The sequence below is a fragment of the Flavobacterium sp. CG_9.1 genome, from assembly GCF_015751645.1.
Lineage (GTDB): Bacteria > Bacteroidota > Bacteroidia > Flavobacteriales > Flavobacteriaceae > Flavobacterium > Flavobacterium xanthum.
The window spans coordinates 1-17,780 of record NZ_JADOVC010000046.1 but is presented as its reverse complement, the minus strand read 5'-3'; the positions used below and the strand labels follow the sequence as shown (position 1 = coordinate 17,780).

Sequence of the window (17,780 nt, the reverse complement as noted above, 5' to 3'; positions counted from 1 at the left end):
AACTCTGATAAACACTTAATAATGATGAAAAAATTAACAGCGTAATTAAAAATCGAAATTTAGAATAATACTCTTGTTTTATAGGGGTCAAAACATCGCTTTTGCTCCTTAATTTTGGCTTGCAAATTTTCGAATCCGTCCATAGCAAATATAATGAAATAAAAATACCAATCAAAAAAGGGTTGAAATTAATATGTTCAATGATTGAACGGGTTATTGAACCTCTTTTTTTTTATTTGCGATTTACTACACAGTATGTAGTAAATCGCAAATGAAATATTTAGATTTAAAATTATTAAAGAGCATGACTTAATTTAGAAAACTACAATTTCTCAACCCATTTATTAATTTCAGCAAGTAGTTCGTTAAAGTCGGGTTGACCTTTATAATATAATTTTGCCGTTTTTTTATATCGTTCTATAAATCGTTCCCTGAGTTCCTTGTTCTTTAGTAAAAAAGCCTCATTATCGGCAATGGGTATTTCATAGTCTTTGGGAGGAAAACGAGCTTCTTTGTGTTTCTGATATTCTTCCGTACCTATGAATGCTTTAACTGTATCATCTTTTAACAGGCTGTAGACATCATAGTACTGACGCATCAAATTTTGCCTTTCTACTTTGTCTTCCTGCTCCTGCCTATATTTGGTTGCAATTGTTTGTAATTTTTCGACAAAAGTATACCCAATGTGATAGCAGGCAATATCTACAGCACGATTGTCAATTATGTCTACTTTTTGCTGTATTGCTTTTTTGTATGCCCAAGACGATATTGTTAGAGGATTGTTTGGTGTTACCGTGTCAAATCCAACTTCCAGTAAAATTCCTTCTTTAACTCCTTCAATGGTTTCTGTCATACTCTCATAATGTAATCGTATGCCTCCACTACGGTATTGCCTTAGGTCGTCAAATGTTTCATCTCTTTTTACTGCTATGATTCCGTTTATTTTTATTTCATTTGCCAACCCATCATAAAAGTCTTTTCTTTTTTGAATATTCCGGGTCTTATTGTTGTTTGGGTTTTCATTTATTTCCATTTCAGCCGGTGGTTTGATATGGATGTCGATGTCTTCGGAAAAACGGTGTATAATTCCATATCCTTTGGATAGAGAAGTACCTCCTTTGAGTTCGAATTGAAACCCTTGCTCTTTTAGCCCGTATAACACATGCGTAATCCAATAGTCTTTTTCGACAAGCCCAGGCTCAATATTTAATTCTGCTCCTACAATACGGAGCAGGTCACGGAAGTTTTTGTGGTTGTGTAAGTAGTCAGACATATTGTGCTGTTATAACAGGTTCCAACAATTTCTTTGCTTTAACACTGCCGTATTCCTGAAGTGATTTTTTTAGTTTTTTAGCATCCATTGTTTTTGCTTTCAATCTCACTTTTGACACTACTTCTTTTGGGTCTTCAGCTAATTGGTCGAGATTGTTTAACAGGTCTACCAATAAAAATTCGGGGGTGGCTTTTAATGGGAAATGAGGTTTCACCCTAAATGAAAATGTCATACCGCCGAGGTTGAAATCTCCATGACGTTTGTGGTTGTAAACCGTTTTGCTGTTGTATAGCTGTGTGGTTCCTACTCCCAGAGAATTATAAGCATTTAAGGAAGTTACCAAAAAACGTTTGTCTTTGAGAAAAGAGCGCAGCAATACTACTTCTTCTGGAGGTGTTTCTCCAAAGACTGTTACTTCGGGATAATAGTATAAGCCTTGTGACAGTTTTTGCAAAGTGCCTTCCTGTACCAACTCATCTAAATGGCGGTCAACGGATTTTGACCATTTGGACAAATCAGCCCTACGGTATACTTTTCCTCGTTTTAAATGTTTTTTTAATTCCTGTAATTTATTCATGAGTACAAAGTTAATAAATAATATTTGATTGCATATATTTTTATTGAAAATTCATGCAATATGTTTTTTGTATGACTCTATTTTACTTTTCCTATCTTAGCCCTACCACAAATTACGTTATTTTATGAATCTTCCTTATTCGGATAAACTACCTGTCTTTAAACTAGCTGCTTCGTTTGGTAATACCTCAGCGACATATAAGTTTTATTGGTTCTTGGCTATTTTGGAACTGGTTGAGGAAGGACAGACAACAATACCAAAGCGGCATTTATTTGCACGGATGATTGGTAATGCGTGGTATACTGTGAATTATTTCCATGTATCATTTGGCAAGCAGGACTTTATACAGCAGGCAGTGCAGTCTATATTGGAGCAGGAACAGATGACTATAGATACTAAGAAAAGTCTATTATTGTCTATTTTAGAAAACTCTGAACTCAAGGCGACACAACAAACCCTTTACCATTTTAATAAAAATGTGCCACATTGGTTTTTATCTCCGTGGTTTAGTAAAGTTGCTGGAGAAAATGATGTTGCTTACCGGAAGCGGATTTATACTTCTTCGCAGGTATTTGAAAATGATTGTTTGTATTCTCTTTATGATGACCATATTGTTATTAACCCCAACTGGGTTGATTACTTAAAGGCAAATGCCAAAATACTAAAGGATTTTATTTATTGGAACCTGACTTTGTTTTTGCAGACCCGTAACCCGAATGTACCGGATATTGCCAATAAGTTAATACTACCTCCATTTAGAGGTTCACTCACGAACCAACGTAAGAACTACTGGGATGTCGTTTTTGAGGAACTTGGAACTGTGGATTGTATTTTTACCAATACTGCTTTAACTATTGACCGCTACGCATTGGATCATTTTATACCTCATGCTTTTGTATCACATGATTTGATTTGGAATTTGGTACCGATTGATACCAGTTTTAACTTTAGGAAAAGCGATAAGTTACCGATTATGGAAACTCATTTTGACGGCTTTTTTAATCTTCAGAAAACTGCCTTTGAAATTATAAATGATCATCGCCCTAAAAGTAAATTACTTGAAGAGTATTTGACTATATACCCGGATTTGATCAATTCTAATAGCTTTGATTATACTAAATATAAGGAAAATATACAGCCATTAGTTACTATAGCGCATAATAACGGGTTTGGATATCTGTATTAGCTTGAATCTTAAGTTTTAATTATTTGGATAAACAAATTTTTTGTATTCGTTTGGAATTCTTTAAACCCTATTTTTAGTTTTAATTGGTTATTGCAATACTAAATTAGGAAAAGTTAACACATCCGATTTTTAATAGCTTGTTCTGGGGTTAAACCTACTTCATTTTTAGATGCACCAATTAATGCCCATCCATTAATCTTTAAATTTTGTGTTTCAATGTAATCAGAATTTAAATTGGTGAAGTAAGCAATATGAAGTTTTTTATTTGCAAAATTCCCTATGACATAAGCAGGATTGGCTATATTATTTGAACTATCACAGAGATAAACTTTATCTCCTATTTTAGCACTAATATTTTGACGATATTTTATCTCTTGTGGATAAACATTTTTTACACGATGGCGTCCCTCATTTATTAAATCTGAAATCAATGGATTAAATTCAATTATTTGTACAAGTTTTTCACTATCAAGAATGCTTTTAACAGCAACTTTTATATCAGCAACTTTGTGTTTTTGATTAGAAATTATGTGACTGAATAATTTGAATTCACTTGCTATATATTTTAATGTGCTTTTCTCGTTGTATACTGCCCAATTTTTAGATTTAATAGTATCAATTATTTTAAATGCATCCTTATCAGTATATTCCATATTTTGAAATATCACAGCTTTACTATGTGCCCAATAAATTTTATTATTATTGAAATAATTATAAATCTCGAACTTTACAAAAGAAAAATCTTTTAATAAAAATTTTTCTACATCGATTTTTAGTTGATCAGTTACCATAATAGTTTATTTTAATAGTTAATTAAAAGCAATGTATATTTGTAGGAAAGATAAATAATCTTGTTTTATAATTTCACTAAGTTAAAAATAAATTAAAACTATTTCCCACTAACTAAAAGTTGTTTTTAACATATTTATAAGTATAAATAACTTGACTTTCAAAATAGTATGGCAAAAGGCAAAAAAGTCACTGAAATAAGAAAAGTTGCTACCTCAAAACAAACTGGAGGTGGGGGTTTTGTTTTTGAAGATAAGGCATCAGCGTGGTTTATATCTCATTTTTTAGCTGACAGAAGCCCTTTTGGCCATGAAATGGGCAAGATTAAAAAAATTGAATACCAAGTAAGGCCAGAAGGATGGTTATTTGACGATTTGTTACTGATTATGGAAGATAGTAATGCAACTATACACCGAGTTGCTATATCCAGTAAAAGCAATATCCAAATAAGTACCAAAGGGCCGAATAATGAACTTTTAAGGGATATTTGGAATCAATATTTGAATATTGATTCGACTGTTTTTAATAAAGATTCCGATTACCTGTGTATAGCAAATTCACAGTTACCACAAGCGATTTCTAAGGATTTAAACACTTTGATCAGGTTTTCACAAAACCAGGATGCTGTAACACTTCATCAAAGAATCAACCAAGGAGACCAGGCATTTTCCCAAGGCCTAAAAAAAATATACAAAGGATTTTATTGCCCAGACGATATAGCGAAATCCCACACTATAGATGAAAGCGAAACTGTAAATGTCATTGGTAGGCTTTTATTGCTTGAATTTGATTTTGAGAATGCAATTTCCAATGATGAAAACCAGATCATTATTATATGCACCGACTGTTTAACTGCTCCTGACGGTAACCTTGAACAACAATTATATAAAAGCTTATGCACTTTCAGAGGAGAGTTGGCACCAACATCAGGATTTTTAGATTACCAAAAATTAATCGACAAACTCAAAAACCATTTTCAATTAAAAGGCTATACGAACCATATTCATGACTGGAATAAAATTATTGCCAAAAGTAGATCAAGAATTGACTCGATTCAAGATAAGATAGGAAATAAAGTAACATTGTCTAATTCTACAGAATTGGATAAAATTGAAAATTTACTAAAAAACAACCGGACTGTTTTTATTTTGGGTAAATCAGGTTATGGTAAATCCGTTTTGGCAAAAAAATATATTCAGCAAAAGTTTTCACTAAACGATAAATACATTTGGATAGATCCGCAATCCCTTCAACAAGGAAGCCTGGAAAACTTCTTTGGGCTTCAACATGATTTATCCGATTTATTTACTAAGGTGCAACAAACCGGATATTTGTTTATTGACGGTATAGACAGGTTTTTTAAAGAAGCTGAATTGAATTTACTTTATCCTGTCCTTTCTATTGCGGGTAATACTACATCTCCGTGGAAGATTATTTTTACTTGCCAGACTGATGATTTTAACGATGTTTTGGAAAGGTTTTACAGAATAAACATAGTCTTAAATTCCATTTCTTTTCGATTGGATAATGATTCATACACCAATAAATCCGAATTGATATCTCATTTTCCAAAATTGTCGGAATTGTTTAAGCATGTTCATTTACGACCGATCCTGAACAATTTAAAATACCTGGATTTACTGGCCTATAATTTAATGCAAGATGCCACTATTTCAGAATCTGATTTTATTGGAGAATCTACTATTATTGATTGGATATGGAAGGAAGAAATAGAATCTAAAGGTGCAGCAAGTTCCAGGTTTGTCAAAGAATTTTCGGAAAAGCAGGCTGAAAGCCTTAGCATAGGCATTGCCTTATCAGATTTTAGCATTGCAGAATCCAACCCTGTGGACGTACTAAAACAGAGTAAAATTTTTGTTGAGAATGAAGATAAACTTTACCTGACACATGATTTGTTTGGAGATTGGGCAAGATATAAACTTATACGGGGTAATAATACCAATGTAAAAGGTTACCTGCAGACTAAAGAACTTTTATCTCCTTTATGGTGTAAGGCGATTCGATTATACGGTATTTACTTACTGGATAAAAAAAGTGATGCGTCAGAGTGGATTAAGTTATTTAAAACATTGGGCACCATAGATGCCAAAGAAAAGATAATCCAGGATTTACTTCTTGAGTCTATTATCTTTTCTGCGTCGACGTATACCCATTTATTGGCTCTTTGGAATTTTTTCCAACTCAATAATGGTGAACTTCTAAAAAGATTTTTGGAACTGTTTTTAATAAAAGCTACACTGCCAAATCAGAATGTATTAAAAATTGCAAAAGAACTGGGCGGTTATACCATAGCTCAAGCATCTACCTACAACAGGACTCCAAGCCACTTTTATTGGGGAGAAGTTTTAAAATTCATTTATTTCTACAAATCTGAAGTATTAACACTTGTAGGAAGGGAAGCTGCAGAAATTACTAAAATTTGGCTTGACTATACACCCACAGATTTCCCATACAGAGAGGAATGCTCTGAAATAGCTGTCGAAAATGCCAAGAGGATGTTTGAATTTAAATTCAATAGTGGTGGTTATGTGCGAGGTGATGCTGATGAACTGACTTATAAAGTAATGCTTTTGGCGGTTAATGAATTCCCTACAGAGGTTATTGATCTGTCATTAAAATTATGTAAACGCATTAAAGTTGACAGACAAGAAAAGAAGCAAGAGTATACGAGCGATGACGAACCACATTCTATTTTCAGGGGTTTTAAGATAAGAGATAAGATTCAATGGCCTGATGGACCCTATGAGAGCCCAGATAGCGCTTTTGAAAAAATTTGCACTGAAGACAGTGCTTTAAATCCAGTCATAAATTCTTTTCCTGAATCAGCGAAAGAGATTTTACTTGCATTATTTATTGAAGCTCCAGAAGAAGTTTCTTTTGGATATGACCATAATTATGATTTGGATATTAACGAGCCACATGGATGGTTTCCTCCGTTTTACACGAGAGGACCGTTTTTATATTTTTTAAAGAACCAACCAAAAGTTGGGATAGATTTTATAGTAACGCTTGTTAATTTCGCTACACAGCAATGGACAAACAAGTTTACCCATGAGCACAAAGAAATTCCAAAAATCACTATAAATATTAATAGTACAGGCCATGAATACATTGGTGACTCCAGGGTATATTTTTGGTTTAGGGACTCGACCGGTGTGCCGCACAGTATCGTTAGTGCGCTAATGGCTTTGGAAAAATTCCTTATCGACCAAATCGATGCACAAGAACCAATCTCAGATTACATTGAATTTATTTTGGAAAAGGGAAATTCACTGGCTTATCTGGGTATCCTAGTTTCTATTGGAAAATATAATACAACCTTATTTCTTAAAGAATTGAAACCCTTGTTACAGGAATTTACTCTTTATGAATTGGAAAAGTCCCTTCATTATGGTGGACATGGTGTTGAAGGGCATCAAATGATGGGAGCGGTTACTTTGGGTAAGACGACATGGAATTTGGCGAAGGAATGGCATGAAATGCCGCATCGAAAAACCTCTATTCAAAGCGTTTCACTTTCTTTATATATAAACAACAAAGATTTAAGGGATTACTATATTCCAATAGTTGAGTCATGGAAAACCTTACTTAACCAAATTGAGTCGGAAGGATCGACAATCGTCTATTTAAATAACTTAATAAATTATTATAATATTAATAATTACGTAGTTGTAGAGCATGAGGGCCATCATTATTTTCAATATCAGGAACCTGAAGAATTAACAATAAAATATAAAAAGGCACGTGAAGATATGTCGGAAAGTAACGATATATTCACATTTCCGTTCCAGTGCTTTCAGGAACTTGAGAAGGAAAAAAAGTATTCATTGGATGAATGTGATCAACTATGGGTAAAAGTGCAGGATTTTTCTAAATTAGATGATGATGATCCCTATTCGCATATTTATGGCAAGCACCAATCAGCTTTGGGAGGATGTGCTATTTTAATTTCGAACAGACAATGGATTGATACACACCCTGAACACTTAAAATGGATTGTGGATTACACGAACGATGTCCTAACTAAATTTTCGGTAAACAGGCATGATATCATGCAAGCCGATTTAGGACATTCATGGCAGGCGTTTACCGCCAGGATTTTAGCGTTACTTTGGACAAATGATTTCCCTAACAAAATTTTTAGGAGACTACTTGGGGTTTTAATCCTTAAATCGTCGTATGCTACTTTAGAACTTTTGTTCTCATTGATATCTAAACACCTAAAATGGAGTCATGAGGAATTTATACAAGTTCAAAATTTCGCAATTTTATGGAGCCTGGCATTAGATAAAGACAATAGGAAAGATTATGCTAAAGCAACGACGGGCAAATTTGGAAAAGAACTTAAAGGTTTTAATCTCAATAAGCATGCAGAAGCGATTTTAAATGATTTTATCAATAACATGACAAGCAGAACATTAATCGATTGGTCAGAACTAAGACCTGCTTTACCAAAAAGGAAAAGGAGAAACTGGGGATATGACACAGATGCCGGAACTGAAAATGAATCTGGAATTGATGTGGAAATGATTAAGCATGTCTTTGACTCAATTCCGAGACTCAACACAATTGATAACGAAGAACGTAGTTATGTGCTGTCATTCTGGATACAGATTGTGAATCAAATCATTTTCGAATTGGGAGAAGTCAGAACTGATTTAGAACAGCGCAGGGATTCTCCGAATAGCTTTCATTTTTGGGCTATGGATCGTATAACTGAATTTATATCGGAAATTAAAGTGGAAGACAATTTGGAACCTGAAAGCTATTGGAAGCCTATTTTTGATTATGGTTATTCGGCCGGTAGCTGGATAGATTATTTTTGCATGAGTTTCTTCACTTTTAACATTGCAAAAAAGGAAAGACACAGTGCTTTTTTTGAAGAATGGCTTAAGATGATTGCTCACGCTCATTCCTGCGATACCTGGACTTTAAAAGGGAGATATGACAGAAAGGAAATATGGGAAGTTTTAATGGGTTTGACCGATACCATTCGCCCTTATTGGAAAAATGAAGATTATTTGGATTTCTTTGCGAGAATAGTTCCGGAAAATATTAAATGGGCGCAAAAGCATGTTGGTAATCAAGATATTATTTATAAAATAATATACATTCTAAAAACAAAACCAGGCCTTACAGTTATAAAAGACGGACTTGAAATAATAAACAGCTACCTGAATTTAAGAAAGGCCGCAGATAAACTAGAAACCCCTAAAGGTTTTGTACGAGTAGATTTTAAATATGAAGATTCATTAGCCACAACAGCAAGTTTTCTTTGGGAAGACCACAAAGAAATGATAAATAGTGACGGTACTATTTTAAAGAATTTTAAAGAAATAGTAACGTTCCTTGTTGCAAGGCAGAATGCTATTGGACTTGAGTTACAAGAAAGGTTGTTGTCATAAGTTATTTACTTTTGGATGGCAGCACAAAACGATTAAATAAAATGTTCAATATTTGATAATAACTTCAAATCGATTTATTTTTAATTAGGTTTTTCAAATTTTCAAGCATTTTTATTTCAACCTGACCGGTTAATTCGTCCTTGATGTAGTAAATCAGATGTATTTTATCAAGCTTGAAAAGAATCTTAAAGCTATAATCTAAATCTAATTTAATGATTTCATGGTATATCCGATTCCAGGTTTTTAAATAATAAATTGCTTTGAGAAAATTCATTTCATCTTTATTAAGTTCCTCCCATAATTGATACTTATAACATAGTCTCATCCAAACAATTTTAGTTTGCTTATCATCAAGCTTTTTACAAAAATCATTTGCGCTTTTCCTGCATGTTTCACAATAAAAATAATAAAATAGATTCTCTAAAACTTGATTTGCCCTCGTCCTGTTTTCTATTTTGGTTATATTTTTGCTACCGCATGACTTACATTGGCCAAAATCAATGTATGACTTATTATTTGCTGCAATAGCTGAAATTTCCTTTGCGGATAACTCAAATCTTTTGGCCAGTTCATCAACACGATAGGTAAATAGTCCCTCAACATTTTGCCAATATGCTTCTGAAATCTGTTCTGTAATGTCAGAAGTGTCGGAACTCTTAATAGTATGGATTTTAGGTTGCTTCATATAAAAAATTGCCAAATGGCAGGTTAATCAAATGAAAAGTCTTCAGGGAAAACCCAACCTATAAATTCAACTTCATTGTAAAAGTTCATTATGACAGCAAATGTGTCCTGTGCTTCTAAAAATTTATAACTAAACACCTCCGGGTTCCTAAAATAGCCTTGTGTAAACAGTTGCGGATGCACATCTTCAAGTAAGTACTCAACTATTGCAGGATTATTTAAAACTTCTCTGTGAATAAATTTGGTAACGCTCTGGATAATTCCATTTGCGGGTTTTTCTTTATGGTAAAAATATATTCCCCTAATAATCTTTTCAATGAAAAGCTGTGATTCCTCATGATTCAGTTCAACTAAAAGATTTCTTTTGCCGTTTATCTTTACTACAGAACTTTTATTATTTAAGTCTTTGACGAAAGACTCTTTTTCTTTTCGATCTAAACCACGGATAACCCTATCATTAAAATCATTAACTGCAATTTCGTTGGTACCAAACATTTTGATAAAAATCTGAAATTTTTCATCCAAGGAAGAGTATTTATTATTGTGCTCAACACAGGAAGGAACTGTTACAAGATTTTCCCTAAAACCTTTTGGGAAGAATGTAAAAGGTGGAACATGTTCTCTTTTTTGAGTTTCAGATGTTAACTCAATACCACACCAATAGCATATTTTAGGCAAGTTGTTTTTCATATATTCAAGCGGAAATTATTTAAATTTATTATATAATTTATTACTGCCTGCCGATAATTGGGTTGATTCTATCTCTTAGAATTTTTTCAAATTTAGGCATTACCCAATCATAATTTTGTGTTGGGATATTTATAAAGCTAACTCTAAAAATTTCATTTTGCATATTCTCTCTTGCCTTAAGTTTTAAGCCTGTAGTAGGCTGTTCTAACTTTAGGTGAATATGCTCGTAAAGCCTATTTTTAATTTTTTTTGATTTGCCGATATATAGAGGAATCCATTCTTTTAATTCAGTGTGTTTAGTGAGCCGCATTTTTTTGGGGTTTGAAACCCATCGTTTCACATAGAGTGGATCTTGCCATCTAAAACAAAATTCTTCAGACCATTCTTTAAATGCATCATATTTTAAATCATTCTTAATCTCTACTAAATACAACCCCTGAAAATTTAATTTTTCCCAAGGTATAATTTCAAGATTATTCATTGAGAATTCACATAGTTGCTCAAATATCAAAGATTGTGCATAATCGTATAATTCAACATGTACTGCGGTTATTTTTTTGTCAATTGCTTCCATGATCCTCATGTTTTGTTAGATGATGTTGATGTTATAATATGAAATCCTTATTGAAATAATCTTTGATGACTTTTATTTTATTTTTTGGAACACCAAACTGATTGTGAAACCTGTCGAATATATCATCTGGATTTGGATTAAGAATAATTATCTCAGGGTAATCTTTCCGTTTCTTAAAAGCAGAGGTAAATAATTTGTCTGATCGGAGATCTGTAATAGGAAATGAATAACCAATTATATAAATTTTATCTGCACTAACCAATCTATCCCTTGCTTCTGTCCACAAATCGTGAAATAAATCTCCAAATGAATCATATTCTTTATGTTTTACAGGTGGAATTATCAATGGCATAGCTGTCAGACCAGAGCTATTAGACATTCCTTCTGGAGCAAGAGGGTTTTTTATTCTAAATGACATTATCAGCATACCATCAGGTGCAGATTTACCTTGTATAGGTAAATTTGGCGGATAATACCCATATGAGAAATCCTCATATCCGTCCATAAATTTTCCAGCAAAACTATCATATGGATTTACAGTACTTTCATATATAAAGAATTTATCAGGGTCTATTTCCTGCATTAACTCCATTTTTCCGTTTTCGGGTAGATTATGACTCGTTAACCAATTACTTGACCCATGTAATTTTAATAAAACCGGAAAGCTTAAAGATTTTTTGTTGTCATCTACATTTTTCCATGTATTTCTAAAGATTGCTACTGGACTTACAAAGTAGCCAAAATCGGTATTCCAATCTGAAGTTTCTTTTAATGCCCTATCCATTAATGTATCCCAGTTAAATGTTATAATTGAATCTTCATCATTGAGTTGTTTTGCTAATGCAATATGGGATTCTGAAATTGAGCCATTTTGAATTTCATTAATTACGCTTATAAACAAAAAAATAAGTTGATTATAAGATTTTATTACTGTGATGTTGTCAGGGCCTAACTTGAAATTTTTTCGCTGTAATTCTTGATATAATTTTTCCTGTATCTCTGTATGTAATGTTTCAATATCTCCATTATAGTTTAGAAAATCTAATATATCAGCATTATTCATTTCTGAAATATAATGCAGTAACTCACCAATTAGAACCCAAGGATTTCTAGCAATATCCAGTTTCCTAAAGGTTTCAAAAAAATCATTAGCAATTGGCATCTTAACGCCCGTTTTTGAGCCTTCGTAACTTTTGGAAGCACCAGCTCCCAGAATGATAACTTTTTTCATACTTGAATTCAAGGTATAAGGATTAGTAGCTAAAGTAATCATTACTTTCGACTTACTAAATCGGCTAAACTTTCTAAATTATCACTTAGTTGCCATGCATAATTTGAATATGTTACGACATCAGTATCAATTAAATTGTTTCTTTCTAAGATTGTAACATCAATTAGTTCTGTAAATAAAGCGCAAATATCAAAAATTGAAAACAGTTTAACTGATGCAAGATTTGATACAATTATTAAAGTATTTAAAGCTTTAAATGCAAAAATTAACTTTAATGTTGAATTACTAAATCAGAAAGTTGTAATTCAATAATCATCCTTATAGATGAGGATATCGGTCTTTGTATATTTTCCTTAGTTCATCATATCCACCGTCATTAAAAACATTTTTGTACTGTTGCGATATTATATGTATTTCTTTCCATTTTGCTTTATCAGTATTAGCTCTTTTATATTCTTCGTTTTTTAGAAGAAACTCAACAAATCTAGATGTTGGAGTACCGAGGTGTTCTATATCTTCAATTATCTTTTCTAGTGGTGACATATTTAATTCATTGGTTTAATCATAAATGTAGTATTTTATTTTATTTTGGATTTAATAAAATACCAAAATTATGACTAGCATTTCAAATTTAGCAACATCATTGACGGATACTTTGAAAAATTCAGATTTGCAAGGAGTGACTACAGAGTGGTCTGAGGTATTTCTCGATACTTTATTAGAAGATGGAATTTTAAAAGATATTCCCATAATTAGTTCTATTATTGGAATTGGCAAAACGGGAATGAAAATAAGTGAAATGCTGTTAATGAAAAAGTTGCTTTATTTCATTACTCAGGTTAATGAAATTCCTGCACATGAGCGTGAAAAAGTCATATCGGAGATCGATAATTCTAAAAGTTATAGAATTAAAGTAGGCGAGAAACTTCTTTACATAATAAACGAATGTGATGACCATGAAAAATCTGAAATTATGGGCAAACTTTCTATTGCAGTTCATAGTCGTAGTATTGACTGGGAGGATTTTCTAAAATGTTCTCTAGTAATTGAAAAATGTATGGTTAAAGATTTAATATGGTTTATAAAGTCAGATACCAATTCATATATAATGAAGGAGTGTGATAGCGCTGAGTTTTTAAATTGGGGGTTGCTAGAATTTGCACCTTTAGAATTAAAAGTAGAAGAAAAGAGAAATAGAAGTATGGGGGCAGGGGGTGGATATGAGATAACAAATAAGGATTTAAAACTAAAAATTTCCCCATCTGGCGAAATTATACGTTCTTGTTTAAAGGGTTATGTAGTAGAAAAGATTAAAGAGCTGAAGATAACTCAAATGAATTTGCTTAGTATAGAAAATCATATCTCAATCATAGCAAAAGGTTTTGAAAAAGAACGAAGAATAGAGAGACTACATCAAGAAATACAAGAGGTTTTAAACGAACTATGTAATAACTATGTTTTAAATGATAACGAATTTAAATCTATTTTTACAGATATTATGACCATCACTGGAAAACACTCTATAACCTATATTACTAGGCAACTGAAGGATAAGTATGATGAAGTATTAAAATCTGGTAATGATTTTAATTTTGACAGATGGGAAAAATTTAGCACTGATTTTATAAAAGAACATGACATAAAAGACTGGAGGGATACGATGGGAGGATTGTGAAAAAACATCCTCTTTACCACCCACACTATTAACCTTTTTATCTTTGCTGTTATTTTGCTTTAGAATTAAAACACTAAGCTTATTTACTTCTTTTTCTAATTATTTTTTACTGAATGGTTTTTCATTTATGTTTTCAGTTTGAGTCACTAAGAATAAATATATTTATTAAGCAACAGGTAAAAAAAGTAAAGAAATATTAGCAGAATTATTTAAAATCATATAAAAAAAACAATGGAAAAAAAGCCATTATTAGATTTGTTAAGTCAAAAACAAGAACAAATAGATGTCATCTTAGAATATTTTTAACTTTAATGTTGAATTGCTAAATCAGAAAGTTGTAATCCAATGATTTGTCGAATATGAGGTGTTCCTTTTTTTTTGTTTAGATATTTATAATTCATTTAATATAACTTATTGTTTTAATTCCTATTCTTAAATTCCACTGGTGTTTTTCGGGCTTACCTAAAAAAAACAAGAGTAAAAGTTGAAAGAGTTATTCTATAACTTTTACTCTTAATTTTGTATGCATTTAGACACATGCTATGAGGGAGATCGTCGCCATCTTCAACGGAGCAAATTATACAATAATTACCGACTGGCGATCTTTGGCAACACAAATACTATCCTTTACAATATAGCATTCAACAAAATGGTTTCCTTTAAAGCTTGTTGGTTCCTGATGGGTTGTTCCACCTTCATTAATTTGGCCTCTAATACAATTGCAGTCAACAGCATATTCTCCCCGATTCAATGTTTTCCAATAAATAGCGAAGGGAGGTGGTATATTAAAATTCTTCAAGGTAAAGGTAATCTGTCTGTTCCGGCCTACCTTATTTCCTTGTGTACTCAATTCGTAATGTCTGTGGCCTATTTTTTTGTTCACCCGTCCGCTTATACGCACTTTATAAATTGGATTAACCTGTAGTGGAAATCCCAAATCTGCAATTTGCTGTTCAGTATTATTATAAGATACAAGATTTCTGTTAGATTCATTTGAACTTACTTCATCTTTCGCTTCTGGCTTTTTAAAACATTCCCCGAATATTTCCTGCCACTTACTCAGACTTTTTTCTTTGTCCGTTTCCTCATATGCTTCACTAATTTTATCGCTGTAATAGATCATTTTCGACCGGAATACTTCCCAACCTTTCTGGTGCCAGCGATCCCCAAAATTCTCTCCTGTTTCTCCCGGATCAGATATAGTTGGCATGTACTCATGACCCTGAACATATGTCTTTAATTTTTTCATAACCGTATACAATGTCGTCGGAACATCACCGTAGCAATTTTCGTCCTCTAATAATGCGGCATCGTTTACCTGTTCACCCAACAGTGTATTTAGGATGATGGACTTAATGGCAAAGGTTTGCTTATAGTCACGGATATATTTTAAAAGACGTATAACTTTAACAAAGTTATGCTTTGTTATTCGGTTGCGTTCGTCAAGCCATTCTGTATATTTCTCTGGGTTTGTACGTTCAAAAGTATTATCATGACGGTTTGTAACGAATTTTTCTCCATGCCGTTCTAAAAATGGAACAACATCAATATGGAAATCATTGGCATATTGAATCGTAACACAACGGGTTTTCCTGCTTACCTTGTCCTTGTATATGCTATTGTGCCTGAAAAATTGATAAAGTTCCTGAACATAATCTTTTGCTTCTAAATCTGAATACTCTTCGAGATACAGTAATATGTCAGCATCAAAATCGAGGGAAGCTTTAACAGGCTTAATAATCGTCTTATGCGCATATGATCCCTGCGGAATTACATCAAGAAAGTTATTCTTAAAGTTTTCGCTTTCTCTCAATAAATTAGTAATGGTTTCCGTCCTTTCATCCAACGATGTAATTCTGGTAGAGTTTAGGTTGACATCATTGTCAAGAAAGCTTTTAAAGTAGTTCGTTAATTTCATTTTGAATTTACTGTTAGTGTTGGTTTATAAGTAGTTCCGCTCCGGTCATAAACTGTTATGGCGGGTTGTACATCACGCATTAATCCACGACCACAAGTAAGTGCACCTGTAACCGGTATAGCTGGAAAGAGATGGATTTGTGTGCAGGATTTGTGTGCTATTTCAAGTTGGCTCAAAAACTCATGATAAGTTTTATTAAAGTTTTCATATGATGCTTTATTTCTTAAAATATTGCGGTTGGGGATTGTTCCAATAGGTTTAATCTCATATAAATTACAGCTTTCTAAAATGTCTTGTGGTAAATCGTCAGGATTAATACTCCCACTTAAAGAAAGTATTACTGCAACATTTTCAGAGGCATGTTCTCTTAGTTTAACAATTTCAAAATTTTCAGTTTTGACTTCTTCTGACCACATCCAGGTTTCTTTATCTCCACGGTGTTTCTGGTATAGGGAAGTTGGAATTTTATCATCTAGTTTATAACCAAGATACACTAAAAGGGGAATACGGCTCATAGCAAAAACAGATAGGTGACGCACTTGACCTTTTTTAACTCCTTCCATAAGTGGGTGCAAGCTTTTATCAATGATGCTTTTCCCCATTGACCAGTAACTTTCCCAATTTTCTTCGGGGTCTGGCATGGCATTTAAATCTATTTCAATGCCATGCTTGTCAAAGCTATTGATAAACAATGCAAATTTTCGCTCACTATTAAAAACAACATTTCGGGCATGTTCTTTCGAAACTTCTACTGTTGCACCTCTTATTCCTCCTAACATCCTTAACACCAAGCTTTCTGAATCGATTTGAAGATCTGTCAAGTGATGTACTCTTTGTTCATGATCGGTTTTATGTTGTATAAGACGTTCTAATGTAAATTCTTCCAGCAACTCTTTCGTGTCTACAATTTTATGATGGTCTGCACATAACAGAATAAGATTGTCAACAGTGTTCCTATTCTCCAAAGCGAGTTCTACTTCACCTCTTGGGGATTTTTTCGCTTTACTCCATCCTACGACATGCGCCATTTCACCTATGGAAACATCGTAATTAAGATCAAGTAGGTATTTATTACAGATTACACATCGCCCTCCAGAACGTACCCATAATTTCAGTTTATCCACATCTTTAATAGGTGGTCTTGTCTCTATAATATGATCTTTAAGTTCTATTTTTTTATTTTTTTTACTCATGAGACATCAATTTATGAAAAGTTAATTTACTTGATATTTTTAGCTATTATGGAAAAACGGTTTGATTCGTCAACTGGAAGAAAAAACACTTCTCTTTTGAACTTGATGTAAGTTTCTTTTTATTCCCAATAGTTTTTCTACCAAAGTGCATTTCCGGGAGTATCTGCTATATACATTACTGTATTAATAGGAAGGTTTGTGCCTTCTTCCAATAATAATTGAATATTATGGTCGTCTTTCAATGCATTTTCTGGTAAAAATGTATCCTTTAATAGATAAATTGAGAAACCTCTACTTTTTGCCATATTGAATTTTGATTACTTTAATTGTACTTAAACAATGAAACAAATGTTAGTATTTAATTTATAGCTTCCTTACGGAAAACCGTGATTCCTAAAATTTTATTAATGCTTTAAAACTTATCAATTAACTTACATAAATCAGCAGGTATAAATACCTGTTCGAAGATAAATGGATAAACCAGTTGATGATGTGCCACTCTTTCCAGTAAAAAAGAGGTACGGATTCCGGTTGAAGATATGCCACTTTTTAAACTTAAATTAG

At 32.7% G+C, this 17,780-nt stretch carries 14 protein-coding genes; 3 read left to right on the top strand and 11 right to left on the bottom strand.

Going from position 1 to position 17,780, the window contains the following annotated elements; genetic code table 11:
- Positions 1 to 322 precede the first annotated feature (322 nt).
- Positions 323 to 1,273 (bottom strand): nucleotidyl transferase AbiEii/AbiGii toxin family protein, encoded by a 951-nt coding sequence (locus IWX83_RS16350; protein ID WP_196831242.1) that lies wholly within the window; start codon positions 1,271 to 1,273, stop codon positions 323 to 325.
- The gene (locus IWX83_RS16345) at positions 1,266 to 1,850 is read right to left on the bottom strand and encodes a hypothetical protein (RefSeq protein ID WP_231380074.1); all 585 of its coding nucleotides are present in this window, start codon (positions 1,848 to 1,850) and stop codon (positions 1,266 to 1,268) included. Before IWX83_RS16345 ends, IWX83_RS16350 begins: the two co-directional genes overlap by 8 nt.
- Before the next feature lie 124 nt (positions 1,851 to 1,974).
- Between IWX83_RS16345 and IWX83_RS16340 the strand changes: the two genes are divergently transcribed.
- Positions 1,975 to 3,036 (top strand): HNH endonuclease domain-containing protein, encoded by a 1,062-nt coding sequence (locus IWX83_RS16340; RefSeq protein ID WP_196831241.1) that lies wholly within the window; start codon positions 1,975 to 1,977, stop codon positions 3,034 to 3,036.
- Between the two features lie 113 nt (positions 3,037 to 3,149).
- Here IWX83_RS16340 and IWX83_RS16335 read toward each other — a convergent pair whose 3' ends face one another.
- Complete coding sequence (locus IWX83_RS16335) at positions 3,150 to 3,827, bottom strand: hypothetical protein (RefSeq protein WP_196831240.1); 678 nt, start codon at positions 3,825 to 3,827, stop codon at positions 3,150 to 3,152.
- Between the two features lie 168 nt (positions 3,828 to 3,995).
- Here IWX83_RS16335 and IWX83_RS16330 point away from each other — a divergent pair, with 168 nt between their 5' ends.
- On the top strand, positions 3,996 to 9,251 hold the full coding sequence (locus IWX83_RS16330; RefSeq protein WP_196831239.1) for an ATP-binding protein: 5,256 nt from the start codon (positions 3,996 to 3,998) through the stop codon (positions 9,249 to 9,251).
- 64 nt (positions 9,252 to 9,315) lie between these two features.
- Here IWX83_RS16330 and IWX83_RS16325 read toward each other — a convergent pair whose 3' ends face one another.
- The 5 genes from IWX83_RS16325 to IWX83_RS16305 all read right to left on the bottom strand — a co-directional run bounded on the left by IWX83_RS16325 (position 9,316) and on the right by IWX83_RS16305 (position 12,973).
- Entirely contained in the window at positions 9,316 to 9,936 is a 621-nt protein-coding gene (locus tag IWX83_RS16325; RefSeq protein WP_196831238.1) for a hypothetical protein, read from the bottom strand.
- Between the two features lie 23 nt (positions 9,937 to 9,959).
- Complete coding sequence (locus IWX83_RS16320; RefSeq protein WP_196831237.1) at positions 9,960 to 10,625, bottom strand: hypothetical protein; 666 nt, start codon at positions 10,623 to 10,625, stop codon at positions 9,960 to 9,962.
- Positions 10,626 to 10,665: 40 nt separating this feature from the next.
- Positions 10,666 to 11,199 carry a hypothetical protein gene (locus IWX83_RS16315; protein ID WP_196831236.1) on the bottom strand — a complete coding sequence of 178 codons (534 nt, stop codon included), beginning with the start codon at positions 11,197 to 11,199 and terminating at the stop codon, positions 10,666 to 10,668.
- Positions 11,200 to 11,230: 31 nt separating this feature from the next.
- Positions 11,231 to 12,430: a hypothetical protein gene (locus tag IWX83_RS16310; RefSeq protein ID WP_231380073.1), complete on the bottom strand. Its 1,200-nt coding sequence runs from the start codon at positions 12,428 to 12,430 to the stop codon at positions 11,231 to 11,233.
- Positions 12,431 to 12,748: 318 nt separating this feature from the next.
- Positions 12,749 to 12,973, bottom strand: a complete 225-nt coding sequence (locus tag IWX83_RS16305; RefSeq protein ID WP_196831234.1) for a hypothetical protein — start codon at positions 12,971 to 12,973, stop codon at positions 12,749 to 12,751.
- A gap of 70 nt (positions 12,974 to 13,043) precedes the next feature.
- On the opposite strand from IWX83_RS16305, the gene IWX83_RS16300 reads away from it, so the two are divergent.
- Complete coding sequence (locus IWX83_RS16300) at positions 13,044 to 14,105, top strand: hypothetical protein (protein ID WP_196831233.1); 1,062 nt, start codon at positions 13,044 to 13,046, stop codon at positions 14,103 to 14,105.
- Between the two features lie 577 nt (positions 14,106 to 14,682).
- Here IWX83_RS16300 and IWX83_RS16295 read toward each other — a convergent pair.
- The 3 genes from IWX83_RS16295 to IWX83_RS16285 form a co-directional block, all read right to left on the bottom strand.
- Positions 14,683 to 16,023 (bottom strand): cyclic GMP-AMP synthase DncV-like nucleotidyltransferase, encoded by a 1,341-nt coding sequence (locus tag IWX83_RS16295; protein ID WP_196831232.1) that lies wholly within the window; start codon positions 16,021 to 16,023, stop codon positions 14,683 to 14,685.
- Complete coding sequence (locus IWX83_RS16290; protein WP_196831231.1) at positions 16,020 to 17,216, bottom strand: SAVED domain-containing protein; 1,197 nt, start codon at positions 17,214 to 17,216, stop codon at positions 16,020 to 16,022. Before IWX83_RS16290 ends, IWX83_RS16295 begins: the two co-directional genes overlap by 4 nt.
- 137 nt (positions 17,217 to 17,353) lie before the next feature.
- Positions 17,354 to 17,521 carry a hypothetical protein gene (locus IWX83_RS16285; protein WP_196831230.1) on the bottom strand — a complete coding sequence of 56 codons (168 nt, stop codon included), beginning with the start codon at positions 17,519 to 17,521 and terminating at the stop codon, positions 17,354 to 17,356.
- Positions 17,522 to 17,780: the final 259 nt, after the last annotated feature.